General features: G+C 57.3%; 15 protein-coding genes. 5 read left to right on the top strand and 10 right to left on the bottom strand.

Annotated features, from left to right (window positions below; translation table 11 throughout):
• Positions 1-63 precede the first annotated feature (63 nt).
• Positions 64-1,428 carry a nucleotide sugar dehydrogenase gene (locus tag HMPREF0574_RS03885; RefSeq protein WP_004007389.1) on the top strand — a complete coding sequence of 455 codons (1,365 nt, stop codon included), beginning with the start codon at positions 64-66 and terminating at the stop codon, positions 1,426-1,428.
• Positions 1,429-1,468: 40 nt separating this feature from the next.
• Here HMPREF0574_RS03885 and HMPREF0574_RS03880 read toward each other — a convergent pair whose 3' ends face one another.
• Positions 1,469-2,461: a glycosyltransferase family protein gene (locus HMPREF0574_RS03880; protein WP_004007388.1), complete on the bottom strand. Its 993-nt coding sequence runs from the start codon at positions 2,459-2,461 to the stop codon at positions 1,469-1,471.
• A gap of 144 nt (positions 2,462-2,605) precedes the next feature.
• On the opposite strand from HMPREF0574_RS03880, the gene HMPREF0574_RS03875 reads away from it, so the two are divergent.
• On the top strand, positions 2,606-3,688 hold the full coding sequence (locus HMPREF0574_RS03875) for a glycosyltransferase family 4 protein (RefSeq protein ID WP_004007387.1): 1,083 nt from the start codon (positions 2,606-2,608) through the stop codon (positions 3,686-3,688).
• Between the two features lie 58 nt (positions 3,689-3,746).
• Here HMPREF0574_RS03875 and HMPREF0574_RS03870 read toward each other — a convergent pair whose 3' ends face one another.
• From HMPREF0574_RS03870 to wecC, 5 genes are all read right to left on the bottom strand, one after another.
• Positions 3,747-4,808 carry a glycosyltransferase gene (locus HMPREF0574_RS03870; protein WP_169303842.1) on the bottom strand — a complete coding sequence of 354 codons (1,062 nt, stop codon included), beginning with the start codon at positions 4,806-4,808 and terminating at the stop codon, positions 3,747-3,749.
• Complete coding sequence (locus tag HMPREF0574_RS03865; RefSeq protein WP_004007385.1) at positions 4,795-6,111, bottom strand: lipopolysaccharide biosynthesis protein; 1,317 nt, start codon at positions 6,109-6,111, stop codon at positions 4,795-4,797. The genes HMPREF0574_RS03870 and HMPREF0574_RS03865 overlap by 14 nt, the downstream gene beginning before the upstream one ends.
• A 19-nt stretch (positions 6,112-6,130) precedes the next feature.
• Entirely contained in the window at positions 6,131-7,252 is a 1,122-nt protein-coding gene (locus HMPREF0574_RS03860; RefSeq protein ID WP_036325057.1) for a glycosyltransferase family protein, read from the bottom strand.
• Between the two features lie 38 nt (positions 7,253-7,290).
• Entirely contained in the window at positions 7,291-8,424 is a 1,134-nt protein-coding gene (wecB, locus tag HMPREF0574_RS03855) for a non-hydrolyzing UDP-N-acetylglucosamine 2-epimerase (RefSeq protein ID WP_004007383.1), read from the bottom strand.
• A 121-nt stretch (positions 8,425-8,545) separates the two neighbouring features.
• Entirely contained in the window at positions 8,546-9,778 is a 1,233-nt protein-coding gene (gene wecC / locus HMPREF0574_RS03850) for a UDP-N-acetyl-D-mannosamine dehydrogenase (protein WP_004007382.1), read from the bottom strand.
• A gap of 121 nt (positions 9,779-9,899) precedes the next feature.
• Here wecC and HMPREF0574_RS03845 point away from each other — a divergent pair, with 121 nt between their 5' ends.
• The 3 genes from HMPREF0574_RS03845 to HMPREF0574_RS03835 all read left to right on the top strand — a co-directional run bounded on the left by HMPREF0574_RS03845 (position 9,900) and on the right by HMPREF0574_RS03835 (position 14,017).
• Positions 9,900-12,053, top strand: coding sequence for a DUF6541 family protein (locus HMPREF0574_RS03845; RefSeq protein ID WP_004007381.1), 2,154 nt, complete (start codon positions 9,900-9,902; stop codon positions 12,051-12,053).
• Positions 12,054-12,144: 91 nt separating this feature from the next.
• On the top strand, positions 12,145-13,314 hold the full coding sequence (locus tag HMPREF0574_RS03840; protein ID WP_236585822.1) for a glycosyltransferase family 4 protein: 1,170 nt from the start codon (positions 12,145-12,147) through the stop codon (positions 13,312-13,314).
• Positions 13,315-13,399: 85 nt separating this feature from the next.
• Entirely contained in the window at positions 13,400-14,017 is a 618-nt protein-coding gene (locus HMPREF0574_RS03835; RefSeq protein ID WP_004007379.1) for a dTDP-4-dehydrorhamnose 3,5-epimerase family protein, read from the top strand.
• Between the two features lie 105 nt (positions 14,018-14,122).
• On the opposite strand, the gene HMPREF0574_RS03830 is transcribed toward HMPREF0574_RS03835, so the two are convergent.
• The 4 genes from HMPREF0574_RS03830 to HMPREF0574_RS03815 form a co-directional block, all read right to left on the bottom strand.
• Positions 14,123-16,252: a glycoside hydrolase family 99-like domain-containing protein gene (locus HMPREF0574_RS03830; protein WP_236585823.1), complete on the bottom strand. Its 2,130-nt coding sequence runs from the start codon at positions 16,250-16,252 to the stop codon at positions 14,123-14,125.
• Positions 16,253-16,320: 68 nt separating this feature from the next.
• Positions 16,321-17,391, bottom strand: a complete 1,071-nt coding sequence (locus tag HMPREF0574_RS03825; RefSeq protein ID WP_004007377.1) for a rhamnan synthesis F family protein — start codon at positions 17,389-17,391, stop codon at positions 16,321-16,323.
• Positions 17,388-18,632, bottom strand: coding sequence for an ABC transporter ATP-binding protein (locus tag HMPREF0574_RS03820; RefSeq protein ID WP_004007376.1), 1,245 nt, complete (start codon positions 18,630-18,632; stop codon positions 17,388-17,390). The genes HMPREF0574_RS03825 and HMPREF0574_RS03820 overlap by 4 nt, the downstream gene beginning before the upstream one ends.
• Positions 18,629-19,489 carry an ABC transporter permease gene (locus HMPREF0574_RS03815; protein WP_004007375.1) on the bottom strand — a complete coding sequence of 287 codons (861 nt, stop codon included), beginning with the start codon at positions 19,487-19,489 and terminating at the stop codon, positions 18,629-18,631. Before HMPREF0574_RS03815 ends, HMPREF0574_RS03820 begins: the two co-directional genes overlap by 4 nt.
• Positions 19,490-19,647: the final 158 nt, after the last annotated feature.

The raw sequence follows: 19,647 nt of genomic DNA, 5'->3' as shown, positions 1-19,647 counted from the left end.
GCCAAGTTCACGCCCAGACGCCCAGAAGACATCGCGAAAGTGTCGCGAAGGAAAGGAAACGCCGTGAAAATCGCTGTTGTGGGAATGGGAAAGATTGGTCTGCCGCTGGCGACGCAATACGCGTCAAAGGGTCATCAGGTCGTGGGGGTAGACATCAATCCGCGCACGGTTGAGTCCATCAACAGTGGGGTGGAGCCGTTTCCGGGTGAGGCTCACCTGGGTGATTACCTGACAAAGCTGGTTCCGACCGGGCAGCTGCACGCCACCACGGACTATGCTGAGGCAATTCCCGGCGCGGACGCGGTCGTAATCGTGGTGCCACTGTTCGTCAATGACCAGACCTGGGAGCCAGACCTCGCGATTATGGACGCCGCCACGACTTCCGTTGGAGAAAATCTCACCGCCGGCACGCTGGTCAGCTATGAAACGACCCTGCCGGTGGGCACGACTCGGCGCCGTTTCCAGCCGATGCTCGAAAAACTCTCCGGTCTGCGAGAGAGCCAGGACTTTTGGATGGTGTTCTCCCCCGAACGCGTGTTGACCGGGAGAGTGTATGCTGACCTGCGTCGCTACCCGAAATTGGTGGGCGGGCTGAGCGCGGAAGGGACTCGGCGCGGTCTCGAGTTCTATCGCGCGGTGTTGGATTTTGACCAGCGCCCCGACCTGCCTCAGCCCAACGGCGTGTGGGATATGGGCAGCGCCGAAGCTGCCGAAATGGCGAAACTGGCCGAAACAACCTATCGGGATGTGAACATCGGGCTGGCTAACCAGTTCGCGCGTTTCGCTGATAGCGCCGGGATCGACGTGATGAAAGTCATTAACGCCTGTAACTCTCAGCCGTATTCCCACATTCACCGTCCCGGCATCGCTGTGGGTGGGCACTGCATCCCGGTCTATCCCCGCCTGTATCTCTCGACTGACCCTGACGCAACCGTGGTGCGTTCCGCCCGGGTGGCAAACTCGGAAATGCCGGGTTACGTGGTGGAACGTCTCGCACAAGCCCTCGCTGAGCAGGGCACGGCGCTGTCCGGGGCAACCGTGGTGGTGCTGGGGGCGGCGTATCGCGGCGGCGTCAAAGAAACCGCGTTTTCCGGCGTGTTTACCACTGTCGCGGAGCTTTCGCGGCGCGGGGCGCACGTGGTGGTGCACGACCCGATGTTTAGTGACGAGGAGCTGCGTGGCTTTGGCTGGGAGCCTTATCACCTGGGCGAGCCGGTCGAAGCCGCCATCCTGCAGGCTGATCACGCCCAATACCGGGAACTGTCCGAGTCGGACTTGCCCGGGGCGAAAGTGATTTTTGACGGTCGCGGCATTCTCACGCCTTCGCGTTTCCCCACCGCGCGCTACCTGCGGGTTGGCGGTGGTGCCAGCGCGGACAGCGACGCGACCACGGCTTTTGCTGGCGCCAAACTGGCGACTGACGCTTAAAGAATCGAACCTGTTTGTTTCTGGTACAGACTGCGTCAGTTCAGATAGCGTCGCGGTAGAGTTTCTCCAAGCGAACAGCATAAGGCGAAGCCTGGTGGTGACTATACACCCAGTCTTTGCCCCCCAGAGCGGCAGCCATTGCCGGAGGATCTGGCAATGCCTGAGCAATTCCTGCCATAACGGTTTCCATGTCTCCTTCGATAACGGGAGGGGTGCTGCCGTCATCCGGGCGAGGAATCCGGGAACCGAGCGCCGCCAAGGGCAAACCGATAGCCATAGCCTCAAATTCAGAGACAGCGAGAATGCGGTTGGCTTGACCGATAGCGAGGGTCCCGCCGGCAAGCCACTGCAAGTAATCCGCATGTTTCATTTTTGGTTGCAGCTTCACGCCCAGAGACTTCGCCGCTGCGGCGCCGTAGCCCCAATCCAAGCCTTCCAAGGGAATCTGGGGGAAAGCCCGTCGCAGTTCGCTCACGAATTGTAGTTGTTCTGCAATGCCTTTGTCGTCATCCCAGCGCGAGGTGAAAATAATTTTCGGGGCATTGTGCTCTAGCTGCCACTTCGGCAGGAACTCAGTCTGGACGAAAGCCGGCATATATTCCGCGTCGCCACGTGCGGTGGTGGCTTCTTCGATGGTGTCCAGGTTTGTGTAAAAAACTGCCTGAGCTTCGTCGATGGCACGCTGTACCTGGTCATGGTACGGTGCTTCTTTCCAGCGGCGACGAATGTCACTCCCGTGCAGGTGCAGAAAGTAAGGACGCTGCGGAAGGGGAGACTGGTGAATCAGCGGTACCGAAGTGGCGTAGTGAACGTGCACCACATCCGTTCGTCGCAGGTGGGACCAGCGACGGAAGAAATATGGGGTCCAAGCCAGTCGTGACAGACCGGATCCGGGATTGACCTGGGGACGCACCAAGGCGGGCGACAGATAATCCCAATCCCAACCCTGCTGCCGGGCAGCGCGGACCAGGGACTGCCCGACGTTAGCACAATCATTGAAGTGCAGGACTCGAGGGGAATCAGCGCTGCTCATACCCCTATTTTAGGGGGAAAAGCCAGTCGGCGCTCGATACTTAGATATCACCGTGAGTCTGGGTCAGTGTAGACTGGTCAGGTGCGTGTTTTGGCTGTAACTACCTGGTTTCCTCATCAGAAGCGTCCCTCCAGCGGTGCTTTTGTGGTGAAGGATTTACATGCGATTGCCGCTGCCGGGAACCAAGTGCGAGTCGTTCATTTGGACGCGGATCACCGAGGTTCCCCGCAACGTTTCCAATACGAAGGCATCGCGGGGCTGCGAATCGCGTTCCAGCCACTCAACCCGCTTTCGGCAGTGTCAGCCTCACGTCACCTGCGCAGTTCCGTGGGGGACGCCGACGTGATTCACTCGATGGCGATGTCCACCCTGTTGCCTACAGCTTTGGCGCGCCCTCAGGTGCCGTGGGTACACACTGAGCACTGGTCCGGGCTGACGAACCCTGACTCACTGACCCCACTGCTACGACAGGCTCGAAAAGTCATTTTTCGGCTGGAGAAACTTCCGGACATTGTCACTACCGTTTGCCCCTATCTGTCCCAGCCTATCCGCCAATATCGGCATCGCCCCACGGTAGAAGTGCCCTGCGTCGTAGAGCCGGTGCCTGACCTTACCCCGCGGAAACTACCTGCCCCAGAGCCCTGGCGTCTGATTTCAGTCGGGGGACTGGTGGAACGCAAGGATCCTATTTTTGCGCTACAAGTCGTGGAGGAACTGTGCCACAGAGGGCGTCGGGCGGAACTGACTTGGGTGGGTCAGGGACCTTTGGAAGAAGCCGCGCGTGACTATGCGACCAATCACGGTCTGCCTTTACGACTGACCGGACCTTTGCCCTATACCGGGGAGGGCGGAGTTTCGGCGGAACTCCAGGCAGCAGACCTGTTTATTGGTCCCACTCACGGCGATAATTTCTTTGTGTCTTGCGCCGAAGCGATACTGAACGGTCGTCCCGTGGTGGTCGGCACGGCAGGGGGTCACCCTGAGTATATGCGCGACTTTGTGGGGCGGGCTATCGCCACCCATGACGTGACCGCCTACGCGGACGCGGTGACGGAACTGTTGACTGCCACCCCCGATGACGCGCCTGGAGCCGAGACTATTGCCGCCAGTATCGGCGCAGCCTTTTCCAGCCAAACCGTCGGGGAGTCCTACCGGAAAGTTTATGAGGCCGCCGTGGCGGGGGACCCCGCACTTTTGGAGCGGCTGCCTTCCTGGCGGGGCTGGTAGACCGCACAAGGTCGGGGCGTCAGGTCGCGTGGTGCCCTTAGTTTGCGTCGAGCTAAAGTTAGCGCACCAGGAAACTAGCCACGTCAAAACGGAGTGGTCCCTCCCGGTGGCACCACCCTTGTGCATACGCCGGAACGAGGGCTGCGGGCGTAAAGAACCGACTCCGAGCCTGAGCTAACTGGAGCAGCTGTTCATTGGGGGATTGTGGGTTTAAGATGGCATGCAACAAAGCCGTGTCAGCTCGTGAGAAAGCCCGCTCACAACCGGGGGCAAAATCGCACAAAGATTGGGCAATCGCCGCCAGAGAGACACGTTGGGCGGGTGTCCAAAAATCCATTTCTCGGTTCAGTAACAGTCCAAAAACGTGAATCCGCAGAGTCTTGATTGCCACCCCGGCGCGCATTTCTGCACTCCAATCTGCCACCCAAGACCGAGACAACAAATCAGTGATGTGTTGCAGCTCCACATCTACCGGTCGAGACGTAGTGGTGACCCGCGTTTTCGCGTCTTCGCCGACCAGGTAGCCGGGTCCGCGACGCTGCACCACCACTGGAGACGAAGAATAGAGTCGCATCGAAAAAGCAATATCTTCACCCACCGGAAAGTCAGGAGTCATGTGTAGTCCCAGTTCCTCCAGGCGTTCGCGACGCATTAACCCCAACGGGGCGGAACGATAATAGAGCCGATCTTTGGCAAAGTCTGCTATCCCGTAGAGCCAAGGGCGAACTGCGGGGGCATGAATCGGACGGCGGGCTTTTCCGCGGTGCAGTCGCGTCAACACCATAGCAGCGTCCCAACGTTTCGCCAGCGCACGCCAATAATCGACTGCCCCCGTTTCCAGGACATCGTCGGAACCCATGATTGACACGAAGCGGGTGTCTGCGATGGCTAACCCGTGATTGAATGGCCCCGCCGGGGAGGGGATACCATCCGTAAACGGCTCCACACGCACCCGGGAGGCCAGCGGGCCCAAGGCGGTGCGCATCCCTTCTGAATCCGTATTATGGGCTACGACCAGCACATTTACTCCGCTGGAACGTAACACTGAAGCGACCGCGCGTCGAATCGGGCGGTTGGGGTCGTGGCAGGCGATAACTACGGTGGTATCATTCTTGGTCACTGTTTTTGGTCTCCTTTGCTCCACTATTCCGGTCCCAGGCTTGGGCGGCAAGGTCCGCCAATACCAGCAAAATCAGCAGCATCACTGCCATCATCAGGCTCAAAATCTGCAGGGTTGACAGGAAATCCAGCGGGGAAAACGCCAGCCAACCCAGGGGAATCGCGGTAAACAAGATGGCGTGCAATAAAATCCAGGCCTGCCGCCCGGTCACCACGAACACCCCAGAAATCGGGGAAGTTATCAAGTTTACCGCCAACCATGGCACCAATGCGCGGGTAATCAAGCCAGCTTCCACCCACTGGGGACCAAACACGAAGGGGAGCAGCCACGGCGCCACAACCCACAGCAGTACGAAAGGACCCACCCCGAACAGGAAGGCGCGTTTCATCACCGCCCGCACCAGTCCGGTCAGCTGTCCCGGCTGCACTCGTGCCATGCGTTCCAGGAACACCTGAGAGATCGCCCCGTTCAACAGGGCAATCGGGGCCTGCAGGACTCGCCAAGCCAAGTTAAACTGGCCCAGTGAACCGAGCGCCGCGACCCCAATCAACATCTGAATACCGTTGGTTCGCACCGCATCCACCAGCGCATTGGGGAGGTTCAGCAGGGGCATTTTGCGGTATTTGCGTGCCATGTCGCGCATCCGGGGGGTATCGGGGGCCACGGGATGCCAGACGGTTCCCGATTGGCGCCCCAGATTGAACAGCGCCCACAGCAAGCCAATGAAGTTCCCGAAAATCAGCCCCAGGAAACTGCGCATACCTCCGAGTCCAAATCCCAGCTGTCCCAGAGACGAACCCACGCCAGACTCAAAGCGATTCAGCGCGATGACGCGGTACTGTCGCTGGCGGTTGTACCAATACTGCCAAATCGCGACTTGGGCGGAACAAAAAATCGCCAGTCCCACCAGCGGCAGCCAGGTGGCCAATGTTTCTGAACCCCACACCTGTAACACGACTGGTCGCGTGACAAAAGCCAGGATTGTCGCTAAAACCGATACGACCAGGTTCGCGCGGGTGGCGAGACGGGCCAGTTGGCGAGCTTCGTCATCCGTATCCGGCAGCACGATTGCCACGTCATAACGTAGGGTGGCGATGACCACGAAGATACTGGAAATGGAGGAAAAGAGCGCAAATTCTCCGAATGCTTCCGGGGTGAAAATTCTGGCAGTGAATATCGAAACAATGATGGCAACGGCTTGGCTGGCGGCAGTTCCCGTCGCCAAGATGCTGATATTGGACAAAACGGGATGCGCCTCGGCTTGTTTCCGCAGCCAAGCTCGCAGACGATTGTTGGTGTCCATCAGCTAATTTCCGTCCGGGTTAACCCTTTGCTGCCACGATGCGGTCAACAGCGTCTTTCCACAGCCCCACGACATTTTCACTAGACAGTTCATGGGCGTGGCGGTGGGCATTTTGTTTCCACGCTGCGACTTCTGCGGGAGTGGTTTTGTCCAGTGCCTCCCGTAACGCTTCTGTCGTGAAATCAGCGGCGACCCGACCCAGCTGGTACTCATCGAGGCGGGAGACCATTTCCGGGGTCGGACCGATGACCATTCCGATACGTGCCTGGATGAAGTCAAAAAACTTGTTCGGCAAAGCGTAACGGTTATTGAAGTTCACCGGGGGAAGGTTGTGAAAACCGAGGTCGTAGCGGTGCAACGTGTCGATGAGTTTATCGTAAGGCACGCCGGGATACAGATTTACGTTGGGTATCTCGCGGCATTTCTCGCTTAACTGCGTAAAGTAGCTGGAGTTGTTGTTGACCAGATACAGATCCAAGGTATATCTATCTTGCAAACTAGCAACCGCATCAATCATGACTTCCGCAAAGCGGTCCGGTCGGCAAGTCCCGGCGTGAACTAAACGTATCGGATCGTTTTCAGGAGTCTCGGTGGGCTGCAAATCATGGAACGGGGTGGCATTGACGACCAACGTCGGTGTAATGCCAAAGTTTTTTTCATATTCAGAGGCAAAGAACGTAGCCGTGGTGGAACACGAGTCAGCCCGTTTCACAAAATGACGCACCTGCCATTCCATGTAGGGCTTCACAAACATTCGCCACCTGGGGACGTCTTCCTTTTCCCGCGGCGAGTATTCGTGCAGGTCAGCATGGATACCAAGTTTTGGTTTCGTCCACAGCCCCACCCCGATGGAATCAATATCGTCCGCGAAAGTCACATCGAAATATCCCTGTGGCAGGTTGCGTCGACACCACGCGGAGGCTGGGGAGGACCAATATGCCCAGGTGTACAGGTGCAAGATGGTGGCCAGCCGGTTGCGCTGCCAATACGTGCCTTCACCGGGGATTTCATAATGCTGAGCCACACCTTCCGGGGCAGGTCCGTAGCCGCAGGTGGTCAGCTCGTAAGCGTCTTTGAACAGGTTAATTTGTTTCAAAATCCGCGCGTCAGACACCAGTCGGGAGTAGGACACAATCAGCATCTTCAATTTAGCCACAGGGGTATTCTATCGTTGGATTCTCAGGCTTCGAAGTCCGGGAGACGTGTTCCGACCCCCAGCAGCTGTTCAAGAGCTGCCACTACCCGCGCGGCGGAGCGACCGTCCCCGTAAGGATTCACGGCGTGGGCCATCACCTCGCGGGCTTCTGGAGAAATCAGCATTCCTTCCAGAGCAGAGTGGACGGACTCATAAGTGGTCCCCACCAGGCGGGCGGTTCCCGCGGCGATGGCTTCGGGACGTTCGGTCGTGTCGCGCATCACCAGAACCGGTTTGCCCAGCGCCGGAGCCTCCTCTTGAATCCCGCCGGAATCGGTCAGCACCAGGTCGCAGCCCTTTAACAGTCCGCAGAACGCGGCGTAAGGTTGAGGGTCGCCAATGGTCACGTTGGGAATGCTGCCCAAAATCTCGGTCAGCACTTCGCGCACAGCGGGGTTGGCGTGGGCAGGCAGCAGGAAATGTACTTCCGGATGGTCGGTGGCGGACTGCGCGAGCGCACGAGCCATCTCGCGTAGCGGTTGTCCCCAAGACTCCCGTCGGTGCGCGGTGACCAGTACTTTCAGTCCGGGACGTGTCAAGGCGGCGTCAAACTCGGGGGACAATCCCTCGCCAGCTTGACCCGTATCGACCACGTAGTGCAGGGCATCGATGACGCTGTTACCGGTGACGGCAATCAGGCGGGGATCGACGTTTTCGCGCAGCAGGTTGTCCCGGGATTTCGGGGTGGGCGCTAGGTGTAGCGCCGCGACTTGCCCCGCCAGGCGGCGATTAGCCTCCTCCGGGAAGGGCAGGTTGATGTTGCCCGAACGCAGCCCGGCCTCCAAATGCACCACCGGGATATGCAGGTTGAAAGCAGCCAGGGCAGCCGCCATTACCGTGGTCGTGTCCCCCTCTACCATGATGGCGTCGGGCCGGATTTCTGCCAATTTCGTGTCCAAGCCTTGCAGCACTCGGGCAGCCAGCATATTGAGCGATTGTCCGGGACGCATCACGTCGATTGCAAAGTCAGGGGTAATCCCAAAAATGCTGTTGACCTGGGCAACCATTTCGGGATGCTGCCCCGTGGTCAGGGTTTTAACATCCAGCTGAGAGTCCTGTAAAGCTAACACCACGGGAGCGACTTTGATGGCTTCCGGCCGGGTGCCATAAATTACCAATACGCACGGTTTACTCACGGTTCCATTTTAGACAAAAGTGAGGGGCAGAAAGGCGGTCATTGCCCAAGGGCGTCCGTGACGGGTGCGGTGGACGCGTTGACGTAGCGGTGACACGTCGCTGCTAGCGCCAAATTCCGCAGGTATCAATCACGGGCTGAGTAACTGCAGCTGGGTCGAGTGCCTTGAATTGTTTGTGCGCGACCAAGCCAACCACCAGGTCGGCTTCACGTAAAGCCTGGTTCAGGTCTACCAGTTTCAGGTTGGGCTTATCGCTCAATGCGGTAGGCAGGGTCGAGACGTTGGGTTCCGCGACCAAGACGGTAACGCCCGGAAGTTCCGCAAGTTTCGCCGCGACAGTAATTGCCGGAGACGTGCGCAAATCGTCCACATCGGGTTTGAAGGCTAAGCCGAGAGCCGCAATTTTCACCGGCTCGTCGGTTTTCCCTCGCAGCGTGGCTAAAGTGGAACGAACCTGGGTAATGACGTCGTCGGGACGTGAGTCGTTTACCTCGCGGGCGGTACGGATGAGGCGCGCCAGTTCGGGAGCCGCGTCAACGATAAACCACGGGTCGACCGCGATGCAATGCCCGCCCACACCGGGACCGGGCCGGAGGATATTGACCCGCGGATGCAGATTAGCCAGCTCGATGAGTTCCCACACATCGATGCCTAGACGTTCACAAATCTTGGCCAACTCGTTGGCGTAAGCAATGTTCACGTCCCGGAAAGAGTTTTCCGCCAGCTTCGACATCTCGGCTGTTTTCGCGTCGGTGACCCGTATCTGACCGCGGCAGAACGTGGCGTACAGTTCCCGTGCCGCGTCTCCGGCTTCGGGAGTCAAACCACCCACAATGCGATCGTTATCAAAAATCTCCACCATAATCCGACCCGGCAGCACCCGCTCAGGGGCATGCGCAAACAGCAGCTGACCGCGCAGCTCCGGTCGGTTCGCGGTAATCCGATCCGCCATAGCCTCGGTCGTTCCCGGCGGGGACGTCGATTCCAAAATGACCAGAACACCCTTGGACACGTAGGGAGAAATCTCGTCGGCAGCCGCCATCACATAAGTTAAATCTGCTTCGTGATTGCCTTTAAAAGGCGTGGGCACGGAAACGATATAAGCCTCAGCCGCGCTGGCGTGAGTGGAAGCCGAAATCAAGCCCTGCGCATGAACCTTTTGCAGGGCTTCATCCAAGCCGGGCTCTAAAAACGGTACTTTTCCGGCGTTGACTGAATCCACATGGGTGGGATTCACGTCCATGCCTTTGATGGTGATGCCGGCTCCTGCCAAAGCCACCGCTGTTGGCAGTCCGATATACCCCAATCCGACGACCTGTACCGTTTTTGCAACCATATGCCTTCCCTTTCGTCCCCTAAATCATAGTCGTCGTCAGGGACCTTTTCAGAATCTTGGCAAAGCTTCGAGACTCGCTCTCAGCTAGAATTAAATTATCCTCCGAAAGGAATCGCTGACGTTGATTAACTCCCTGTTGCTGACTGGTGCGACGCTGGTAGCCCTGGTTTATCTGCTGGTGCCGGGGCTGACAGTGCTGTGGGGTTTAGGGATTCACGGAGCTCTGCGCGTCGTAGCCGCCCCGGCGGTGAGTTTGGGCATGTGGGCAGGAGCGACCTGGATTGCTATCGGGCTGCAGTTGCCGTGGCGGGCGTGGCTGGCGTTGCCCCTGCTGGGAGTGATTTGTCTGCCTTTCGTGGTGGGTCGGCTGTGGACACTGCGTCCGGGGTCACGAGCGGCGTGGCCCCGGGTTCCTTCCAGTGGCGTTTCCGGGGGATTGTGGGCGGTGTTTGCCGGCTGTGCCGTACTGTCGGCATTGCCTTATCTGGTGTCGACTCGCGTCGCGACCCGGATTCCCCAAACCTGGGACGTGGTGTTTCACCTGTCCGGAATTCGCTATACGCGCGAGCTTGCATCGGCTAGTCCCTGGATCACGTTAGCCCCTATGAACGAAGGGGTCGGGGCATATTATCCCAATATCTTTCACAACCTGGTGGCGCTGCTACCCGGTTCCCCGCTACAGGCTTACGTGGGTGCCATGACGGCGGTGTTGGTGCTGTGGCCTGCCCTGCTGGGGCTGTTTGCCCTCTTGACGCTGACTGCTTGGAAAGGTGCGGGTGCGGCGAGCCGCACCATCGCGGCTCTAACTGCCTTGGGTACTGCCACCAGCTCGACCCTAACCGCCAACTATGTGGCGAACCTGGCGACCCCGCCCTACACCTTCTCGCTCCTGGCGACCCCAGGCATGGTGATTTTTGCCGTCGCCATCTATCGGTTGCGTCCCACCCCGGTGAAATATCCCCGCCACGAGACTGCCGGGACGTCCCCGGACACGCCCGGTCGGGCACCTTCTGCCCCGTCAACGGTACGGCGACTCACGCGAAAAGTCCGCGAAAACTTCCGCCGCAACCTGCTGTCCTCCCAGCTTGCCCCGTGGATGAGCCTGGGGTGGCTGGTGGGGCTGGCAGGTCTGGGCTGCACCCACCCGGCAGCAGTGTTCAATCTGGTGCTGCTGATGTTCGTGCCGGTGCTGGTGCTGGGGTGGCGCAGGTGGCGCGGCTGGCAGGTGTCACGAGGGGTAAAACTGTTTGTGCCCCTCTCGGTTGCAGTGTTGCTGGGGGGCGGGTTTTGGCTGGCGCTGGTGCCCCGACTGGTTTCCATGTCGAAATTTGCCAACTCGCACAACCACACTTGGGACCTGACCTGGCGTTTGCTGATGGACTATCCGAAAGGACCGTTCTTTGTGGGGTTCGGGCTGGGAGGCGCGATTTATACGGTGGCAGCGGTGGTGGCTAGCGTCTGGCTAGTGCGTCAGCGTCGTTTGTTGTGGCTGGTAGGCGGGCTGGTCATGAGCGTAGCGTTTTTCCTGTTGGCAGCCGGTCCGGTGTGGCCGGGATACTTCCTCACCGCACCCTGGTACCTGCAGTCCGGTCGGATTGCCCCGCTGGTGTTGATGTGTGTCTATCCACTGGGGTCACTGGCCCTGTCCCGCGGCTTGGAACGGCTGGTCGGCTGGTCACGTGAGCGGGCTCGCCCGCGGAGCTACCGGTGGTTTTCGTGGGCACTAGCTGCGGTGGTGTTGCTTAGCGGGTGCGGAGGCACCTTGGGGGGACGTCTCACGGTGATTGACGGTTCCTACGATCCGGCGGTGATCGTCCGCGGCACGATGGTCACCGCTTCCGAACAGGCGTTTATTGAGCGGGTGGCTCCGACTTTGCCCCGCGATGCCGTCATTTGGGGTGCTCCGCAGATTGGCACCCCGTTTTGGTGGATTTTGGGTGGGGTCCATGTGGCGCGTCCCGCTTTGAACTATCCCACGGGACGAGCCCTAGCGGTTACGAAAGACCTCTATGACGGTCAGATTTCCGCCAAAACATGTGACTATCTGAAAGCACAAGGGGTGACGCACTACTACTCGGACAACGACACCCAGGCGGCTGGCTCGCGGTACGGCATCTACATTTGGTTTTGGAATGAACCGAACGCTATCTTTCGTCCGCCCTCGCAAATGCTGCAAAAAATCGCGGAAAACACGGTGGGCACCAGGAGCGGCGAATTCACCGGTCAGCGTCTGTACCGTGTCAACTATGACACCTGTCCCGGACACGTGCGCTGAACGAATCCGTGCCCCCGCCCTGGTGCAGTCGATACAAGTCCATCAACCAGAATCAGCAACCTGACCGCACTATTGAGACATAATGGACAGTATGAAGGTTGCCATTGTTACTACGGAATATCCCACGATTGAATCACCCAATTCCGGCGTGTTCGTGCGTATGAATGCCCAGGCTATCGGGATGAATCACCAGGTGACGGTGGTGCATTTGCGTTCCGAAGCGGCTGGTGGTGAGGAAAGCCACTACGCCGACGCCAACGTGGATGTGCGGGGCTTTCCGAACACAATGCGTGCCCCGGAGGACTTCGAACGGGCTGCTCAGATTGTGTACGCCCTAGCTCCCGGTTTCGACATTATTCACACCATGAACCAGCGTTCCCTGATTCCGTTTGGGTTGCCCGAGCGGGAGAACGAACAGCTGGCTTGTGCCTGGGTGCATACCGAGCCGTGGCAGCTGACCAGCCCGATGGATTGGCCTCAGGAAGTCTTGCCGGTGGAGGAAATCTTGCTGCGACCTGACGGATTGACCGCCCCGGCAGTGAAAATGCTCGAGAATATTGCTGCCCGACGCTTCGCCTCCTATACCGCCGCGGTGCCCTATATCGTGCCTTCCCCGCTCTATCCCCCGGTGCCGCAGCTGGCAGGGGTGCCAAGCCCCGCTCCTGCTAATAGTGAGTTTGCCCCACGTCCGCGCGTGGCAGGTCAGCTGCGCTTGGTTTCGGTCGGTGCGGTCAACGCGAAACATCAGCCAGAAGTGGCGATTCGCACCGTGAAAACGCTGCGCGCCGCCGGGGTGGACGCGACCCTGACCTGGGTCGGTGAAGGCGTCGCGAAGATTCGGAGCCAGGAAAAGATTAAAGAACTGAAACTCGAGGAGTATGTGCGTTTCGTCTCTGCTGCCGAGGTCGGCGTGACGGCAGCCCTCAACGCTGCGGATTTGTTCATTGGTCCCACCAAGGAAGAAAACTTTTACGTGCCTGCCCTCCAGGCGCTCCTGGCGGGTCGCCCCCTGGTGCTGGGCGAAGGCGCCCGCGATTTGCAGTGGATTGGCGCGGATACCGAGCGGTTCGTGCGCATCGTGTCGGAAAAGAACTCGAAGGTTTGGGCCCAGGCGTGCCAGGAGTTGCAGGCGGCGACCGCCGCGATAGAACCCCGCGAGATTGCCGAAACGGAAGGGGACCGCTATTCGCCGTCCGCAATCGCTGCGGAATACGACGAGGTCTACGCCGAAACGATGGCAGCCAGCGGATTTGCCCGCTGACCGACCGACCTCGCTCTGCACGTGAGGAAAAACCCACTAAACTATTGATGGCTGAAACAGCCACGGAACAGGGAGGAAATACGCGATGGAATACCGCGAACTAAAAATTGCTGGCGCTTGGGAGATTACCCCTAAACAGTTCCCCGATGAGCGCGGGGCGTTCATGGAAATGTACAAGATGGGTGAGTTTGCCGAGGTCGTGGGGCATCCGCTGAACCTGGTGCAGGCGAACTGTTCCATTTCCAAAGCCGGGGTGGTGCGCGGGATTCATTTCGCGGAAGTGCCGCCCAGCCAGGCTAAATATGTGATGTGTCCGCGCGGTGCCGTGTTGGATTTTGCGGTCGATATTCGCGTGGGTTCCCCCACTTTTGGTCAGTGGGACTCGGTACTGCTGGAGGGTGAGCATCGCCGGGCTATCTATCTTTCAGAAGGCTTGGGGCACTGTTTCGTCGCGTTGGAGGATGACTCCACCGTGGTTTACCTGTGTTCGGAGGGCTACAATCCAGGGCGCGAACACGGGGTTTCCCCGGTCGATCCCGAGGTGGCGCTCAAGTGGCCCGACCACGACTTGGCGGGTCGACCGCTGGAGGTCATTCTTTCGGAAAAGGACACCGCCGCGCCGAGCCTGGTCGAGGCTCGTGAACAGGACCTGCTGCCGGACTATCAGGCGACTTTGGACTACGTGGCGTCGCTGGGGCGCTAGGCTGGTCAATCGAGTCTCTACACCTAGCCGGCGTTCGCGGACAGAGCGTGGTCGACCCGGTGGGCTGGTTGCTCACGATTTAGGTCGAGTTGCCCCTCGCGGTGGTTACCCGAAGGCGACGTCGCGAACTGCTTGTAGATAGGTCTTACCGAACCTTTGGGTGGGCTCGAGAATCGCGCCTTCTGCCCACTCATTCCAAGCATTGATAAACACGATGCGTTCCGGTGCTGGTCGATCCAGTACAGAGCGTGCTGCAGCAGCTAGCCAGCGGCGGAACAAATAAGGATTGGCACCATACCAGACATCGGGTTTCCATTGGCGTCTGGCGGTGTTATCAAAGTTAACCATAACTCCGGGGGATAATTCCCTGGGCAGGCGGCGTAATTTTTCGGTTGCTACCTGAACCAATGCGGGGTAGGACAGCACCGAACCGCGCATTTTCCGGCGCATTTTCACGCTTCCGGCGGGTGCTCCCTCCCAGGGCAGGTTGTGTGGAGGAAAACCTAGAGAACCGTCCAGACCGAGTTCGGACACGGAGGCTCCCAATCCATCGAACTCGGTAGCTACGTCCACACTCAATAACCACAGTTCGCCGATGCCGAGCTCACGAGCACGTTCCCGCCAGTGCTTCACCACGTCGGTAAAGTTAGGAATTTGGGCGGGACGGTAGATAGCTAGGATGGCTTTGCCTGCGACGCGCATGTAGCGTGAATCGCGCAGGAACTCCACCACATCGTCAATAAATTTTTCGGCTGGAACGTCATCGTAACGTTGTCCAATCAGAATATCTTTGTTGCGTCCGTCCCAACTGCGGGTCCAGTTTTCGTTGGCCCACATGAGGCAGAAGGGCATATTGACCGTTGCGGGGTCGGCGCTGTGCAGGCGTTCCACCGGCAGATTTAGCAAGCGTTTGCCAGCGAACCAATAGTAGTAATACATGAAACCGTTGATTCCGTGGCGGGCGGCCAGCTCTGCCTGAGCGATTCGAACCTCGTCCAATCTGAGATCGTAAAATCCCAAATCAGAAGGCAATTTTGGCTGGTCGTGACCTTGATAAACGGGTTTGGCAGCGGTGACGTTCGTCCATTCCGTGAAACCGGCTCCCCACCAGCGGTTATTCTCGATAGTGGGGTGGAATTGTGGCAGATAAAACGGGATAAACCGAGCAATGGGCTGAATCTGTGAGGTCGGGTTGAACCGCTGCCAAGATTGCTCAAGATAGTGGTCAGTGCCTGGGACCACGTGGTCGTTACCGGATTTATCCATCGGGAGAGCGAGCTGGTTAGTCTCGCGCAGTTTCAATCCGGCCTCGGTCGTGAGAATTCCGATAGCTCTCTCCAGGGCGTGAGCGGTCGTGGCGTCAATCTGCCCTGCCTCTGTCTCGAAATCTGTGGCAGAAAGACCCAATGACCGTAATCCTTGAATCACGAAGCCACGGACCCAGTACATTGAACCGGCGGCAAATTTGAGTTTAGAAGGCTTCAACTGCATTTCCAGCCGGCGCAGCAGCTCGGCAGTCAGTGCCTGATCTCCGCCCCAAAATTGGGGTCCCACGATGTTACCGGGAGCGGTCACCAATCCCAGCCAGGGGTCAGCGCCAAATGCGCTCATGATTTTTTCTACGGAATCTTTGCTTCCCAGCAGTGCGTCTAAGAATTCGTCCTTCCACTGGGCTCCGGAACCTTCCAGATCGGGGTGGTTCTCCCGCCAAGCGGATTTCTTGGTGTGGACTTTCAAAATTAACTGGTAGGGATCCAAAGCCCCGAAATTTACCAGCTGAACCAGTGGGAAAATATCCCGACCATGATTCTCGACCGGGACCACTACCAGGTGTTTTAACAGGGGCAGACGTTCGTGAATCTGCTGGGGGAGCAGCGGTAAATCCGCGCCGCTGGCATTGGTGATAAACATGTCAAACTCGACGGGGATATTACTCAGTCGTTGCACGATTTCTGTGACCAAGTCTGGATAGTAGACATGCATGACTACCGCCAGGCGGCAGTCAGTCTCAAAATCGAACTGTGAGTCCACCCGCCAGGCATCCGGGTGCCCAGAATCGCGTCGTCCTGCGCCACGTGCTACCCAGTCTAAATAGTCGACCGGGGCGTGTTTTTTGTTCCAGAGTTGGCTGAGTCGCCCGTCCTCCATGGCGTTATATACGCGTACCCGTGCAGCCTGCCGGTAGCGTGCCAAGGTTCGACGAACTCTAGCGGGGGTGGGAAACTTTAAACGCACTCTAGACTTCTTTCTGTTCCGGTAGTTTCGCTTTCGAGATGGTTACCAAAGGTTATCGGCGGCGAATCTCAAACCCAATCTTCTAAATCCTCGTTGTAACGGTAATGTACGAATTCCTTGAGGGATTCTCCACCGGGGGCAGTTGACGGATCTGTATAAATCGTCCGCTTGATAAAAGGAAAACCTTTCTCTACCAAAGCTGACCACGACACTAAGGTGGGGTTGCCACCTCCGGAGTTCAAGTCGGTGGGAAGGAACAGTTCCTTATGGGAAAAACCATTTTTGACACAAACGTCATGCATCCCCAACTCGTAAGAGAGCACCACGCTCATCTTGTCGCTCTTTTCCTGGATGGAATCAAAAAAGCGTCGCCACGGCTCAGCATCTAAAATACCATTGTGAAAACACACGAAGAAAGATTGGAAATGACCGCTGACCTGGTAGGAAAGCGTTGCGGCAGTGACGTCAGGTCCGGGCTCTTCGGTCAGGCGTAGTAAATCTTGGAGTGACTCGAAAGGTCCAATCATGGAATCGTTCGTAATCAAGACGTGCGCAGCCTGACGCACTTGTGGGTAGCGATCCAGCGCTAGCGCCCACGAGCCGAAATCGTATCCCACATTGGGGCGACGCAACACTATCGTTTGCTGCGGAATTCCGTGGGGGAACTGCAATTTTCCGGGAGCTTCGCAAGTAGAAATCAGGACGGTTGCGTAGCCGTTTTTCGCGAGTTCTTGAAGATAGACAGAAACGGACTTGCTCGCCGTGCACTCTTTACTCCAAGAGGCGACCAACGCAACTTTTTCGGCAGTCGTCAAGGCTGTTTCGTCTCCGCGTTCCACGGTGATTTGGTCTCTACCGGATTGCACAATAGTTGGTCCCGAATCTTGCTTTCGCTGCTTCGCTCCGTGGGATTTACGAGATAAAGCTCGCAGCGGTGCGGTGATGCGCCAGGATTTTGAAGCCCGCATTTCTTGCACTTGACCAATCGCTGTGGCTGCGAACATCCGCTGGTGCTGCAGTTCATCTTGGAGTTTTTCAACCTGCTCGCCGGCACGCGCCAAATCTAGCTTTGTCTGTTCGAGTGCCACGCGCAGCAGCCTGTTTTCTTCGCGCAAATCTGGGTTCTCGGAATCATTCATGACTCTGCATCCTTTCCGGCTAAAGAATCGTTAATCTCGCGGCTCCACTGTCCGTTGAGGCGAACCAGACCCGGATCGGGGATGGCGCTTTCGCTGCGGATAGTGATGTCGAACTCCCGGTCGGAATAATCATAGGGATGTCCAGAATCAATAAAGGAAGTGGATACGCCGTAGGTGCCGGGTTGAATCATCAGCGACGACCAGTGAAAATCTACGAAAGAATCACCGATTGGGAAAGAATACTTCACCTTTTGCATTCCCGAATTTGGTCCTGCCAAGGTCATCCCATCTTGGTGGACGAAAGCCAGACCGACCTCCACGTCGGAGACCGGTTCTACCGCATGAGCCCAAATCCGCAGCGTTAGCGGTTTGCCAAACACCGCAAAAGGCACTGATTTCCCGGCTTCGTCAATAATTTCGACTTTGGACATCCGTACTTCGCCGGATCCTTGGCGTGGAACGGGAGCTAAAACGTCCTGTTTCTGCGCGGAGGCTTTTTCAGCTTCCGCAGAATTGACCGCGTTGAGATAGCTGTCAATGACTTCTCTGGTCTTACCTAATTTTTGAGTCTTACCGTGATCGAGCCAGATTGCTTCGTCGCACAAATCCTGAGCCAAGCCCAAAGAATGGGTAACGAAAGCTATGGTGCAGCCCTTCTTGCGAAGCTGATACAAATGGTCAAAGCATTTACGTTGGAATTCTTCGTCCCCAACCGCAATGATTTCATCCACAATCAGGATTTGGGGATCTAAAGTCACCGCCACGGCGAATCCGAGCCGGACATACATTCCGGAAGAATAGACCTTTACCGGCTCGTCAATAAATTGACCAATGTCCGCAAACTCGATGATTTCGTCAATCGAGTGTTCGATTTCTTTATGGGTTAAGCCCAGAATCGCGCCGTTGAGAAAGATATTTTCACGCCCCGTCAAGTCTCCGTGAAAGCCCGCTCCCAGCTCCAGCAAAGCCGACACTTTCCCGTTGACCATGACGCTTCCAGAGGTGGGACGATACACGCCTGCCAGCAACTTGAGCATGGTGGATTTGCCTGAACCGTTGTGCCCTATCAGTCCGAAAGTCGAGCCTTTGGGAATCTGGAAAGAAACATCATCTAACGCTCGGAAAGTTTTCCCGCCTTTAGACCGCCCCTTTACCAGGCGTTCCTTGAGGGAATCACGACGTTCGTTTTGGAGGACGAATTCTTTCGTGACGTGTTCTACTGAAACCGCAATATCGCTCAAATTCTCTCTCCCAGATCGCGACCTTTTCTGCTTAATACCCACCACGCTAGCAGCATCATCACGATGGCAGTACCGACGCAGACCGCCCACTGACCGAGGGAACCCGGATTCAACGAGTAAACCAGATTACGATACAGCTCGATGTACTCGGTGAGGGGATTCAGCTTGATTATGAACGCTAAGCTGATCCCTTTCCAGGAGGCATTGACCATGGAGAGGGGATAGATAATCGGCGTCGCGTAAAACAGCAACTGCAAAGCAATAGCGATGAGGTGAGCCAAATCACGATAGTAAATGTTGAGCACCGCAACAATCACCGCGAAGGCTTGGCAGGCCGCGATGAACAATATCATCCATAGCGGCACCAACAGCCAGGTCCAACTCATATTTCCCAGGACAATCATCACCAGGACATAAATCCCGATTTCTATCAGCGACTGCACGCCGACAGCTAAGCCCGCTCCCATGACGGGGGCATAAGCGGGGAAATACACTTTTTGGAGCATTCCGCCGGAGCTGGTCAGAGCTGCCATGCCTCCGTTTATCGATGATGAAAAAAATGTCCACGTGGTCAGACCCGCAAACAGCCAGAGAACGAAAATAGTTTGACCATTTCCCATTGGCGGAGGAGCGCCACGAAAAATCACACTAAACACCACTGTGTAGATGCCTAGCGTGGCTAAAGGAACCAGCAAAGACCACGCCCAGCCCAGAAAAGATCCCTTGTAGCGCGCTTTCAAATCGCGTGTCCCAAAAGCTCTAATAAGGTTCCAGCGGCGAGAAATCAGATTAGTGTCGCGGACATCGTTAAACTCGGTCTTGCCTGAGCTCATGCTTAGCAATCCTCCAAAAGCCATCGAGATGCCTTGAAATGAGACATCGAGAAAGTATATCGGAAACGCTTAGCTGCTGGCAAAAGTCTGATTAGACATCCCTCCTGAGGTCTTCTTGAAAAATATCTGAGTTTTATCAAACCGCCCTCTGTGTATGCAGGACTACTTTAGAATGCGATTTA

The organism is Mobiluncus curtisii subsp. curtisii ATCC 35241, assembly GCF_000146285.1.
GTDB classification, from domain to species: domain Bacteria; phylum Actinomycetota; class Actinomycetes; order Actinomycetales; family Actinomycetaceae; genus Mobiluncus; species Mobiluncus curtisii.
This window is presented reverse-complemented; position numbering and strand designations above follow the sequence as displayed.

Excerpts from the sequence above, each read along its gene's own strand:
- HMPREF0574_RS03880 (WP_004007388.1), bottom strand. The coding sequence starts at position 2,461 with ATGAGCAGCGCTGATTCCCCTCGAGTCCTGCACTTCAATGATTGTGCT.
- HMPREF0574_RS03865 (WP_004007385.1), bottom strand. The coding sequence starts at position 6,111 with ATGGACACCAACAATCGTCTGCGAGCTTGGCTGCGGAAACAAGCCGAG.
- HMPREF0574_RS03860 (WP_036325057.1), bottom strand. The coding sequence starts at position 7,252 with ATGCTGATTGTGTCCTACTCCCGACTGGTGTCTGACGCGCGGATTTTG.
- wecC (WP_004007382.1), bottom strand. The coding sequence starts at position 9,778 with ATGGTTGCAAAAACGGTACAGGTCGTCGGATTGGGGTATATCGGACTG.
- HMPREF0574_RS03840 (WP_236585822.1), top strand. The coding sequence starts at position 12,145 with ATGAAGGTTGCCATTGTTACTACGGAATATCCCACGATTGAATCACCC.
- HMPREF0574_RS03835 (WP_004007379.1), top strand. The coding sequence starts at position 13,400 with ATGGAATACCGCGAACTAAAAATTGCTGGCGCTTGGGAGATTACCCCT.
- HMPREF0574_RS03825 (WP_004007377.1), bottom strand. The coding sequence starts at position 17,391 with ATGAATGATTCCGAGAACCCAGATTTGCGCGAAGAAAACAGGCTGCTG.
- HMPREF0574_RS03815 (WP_004007375.1), bottom strand. The coding sequence starts at position 19,489 with ATGGCTTTTGGAGGATTGCTAAGCATGAGCTCAGGCAAGACCGAGTTT.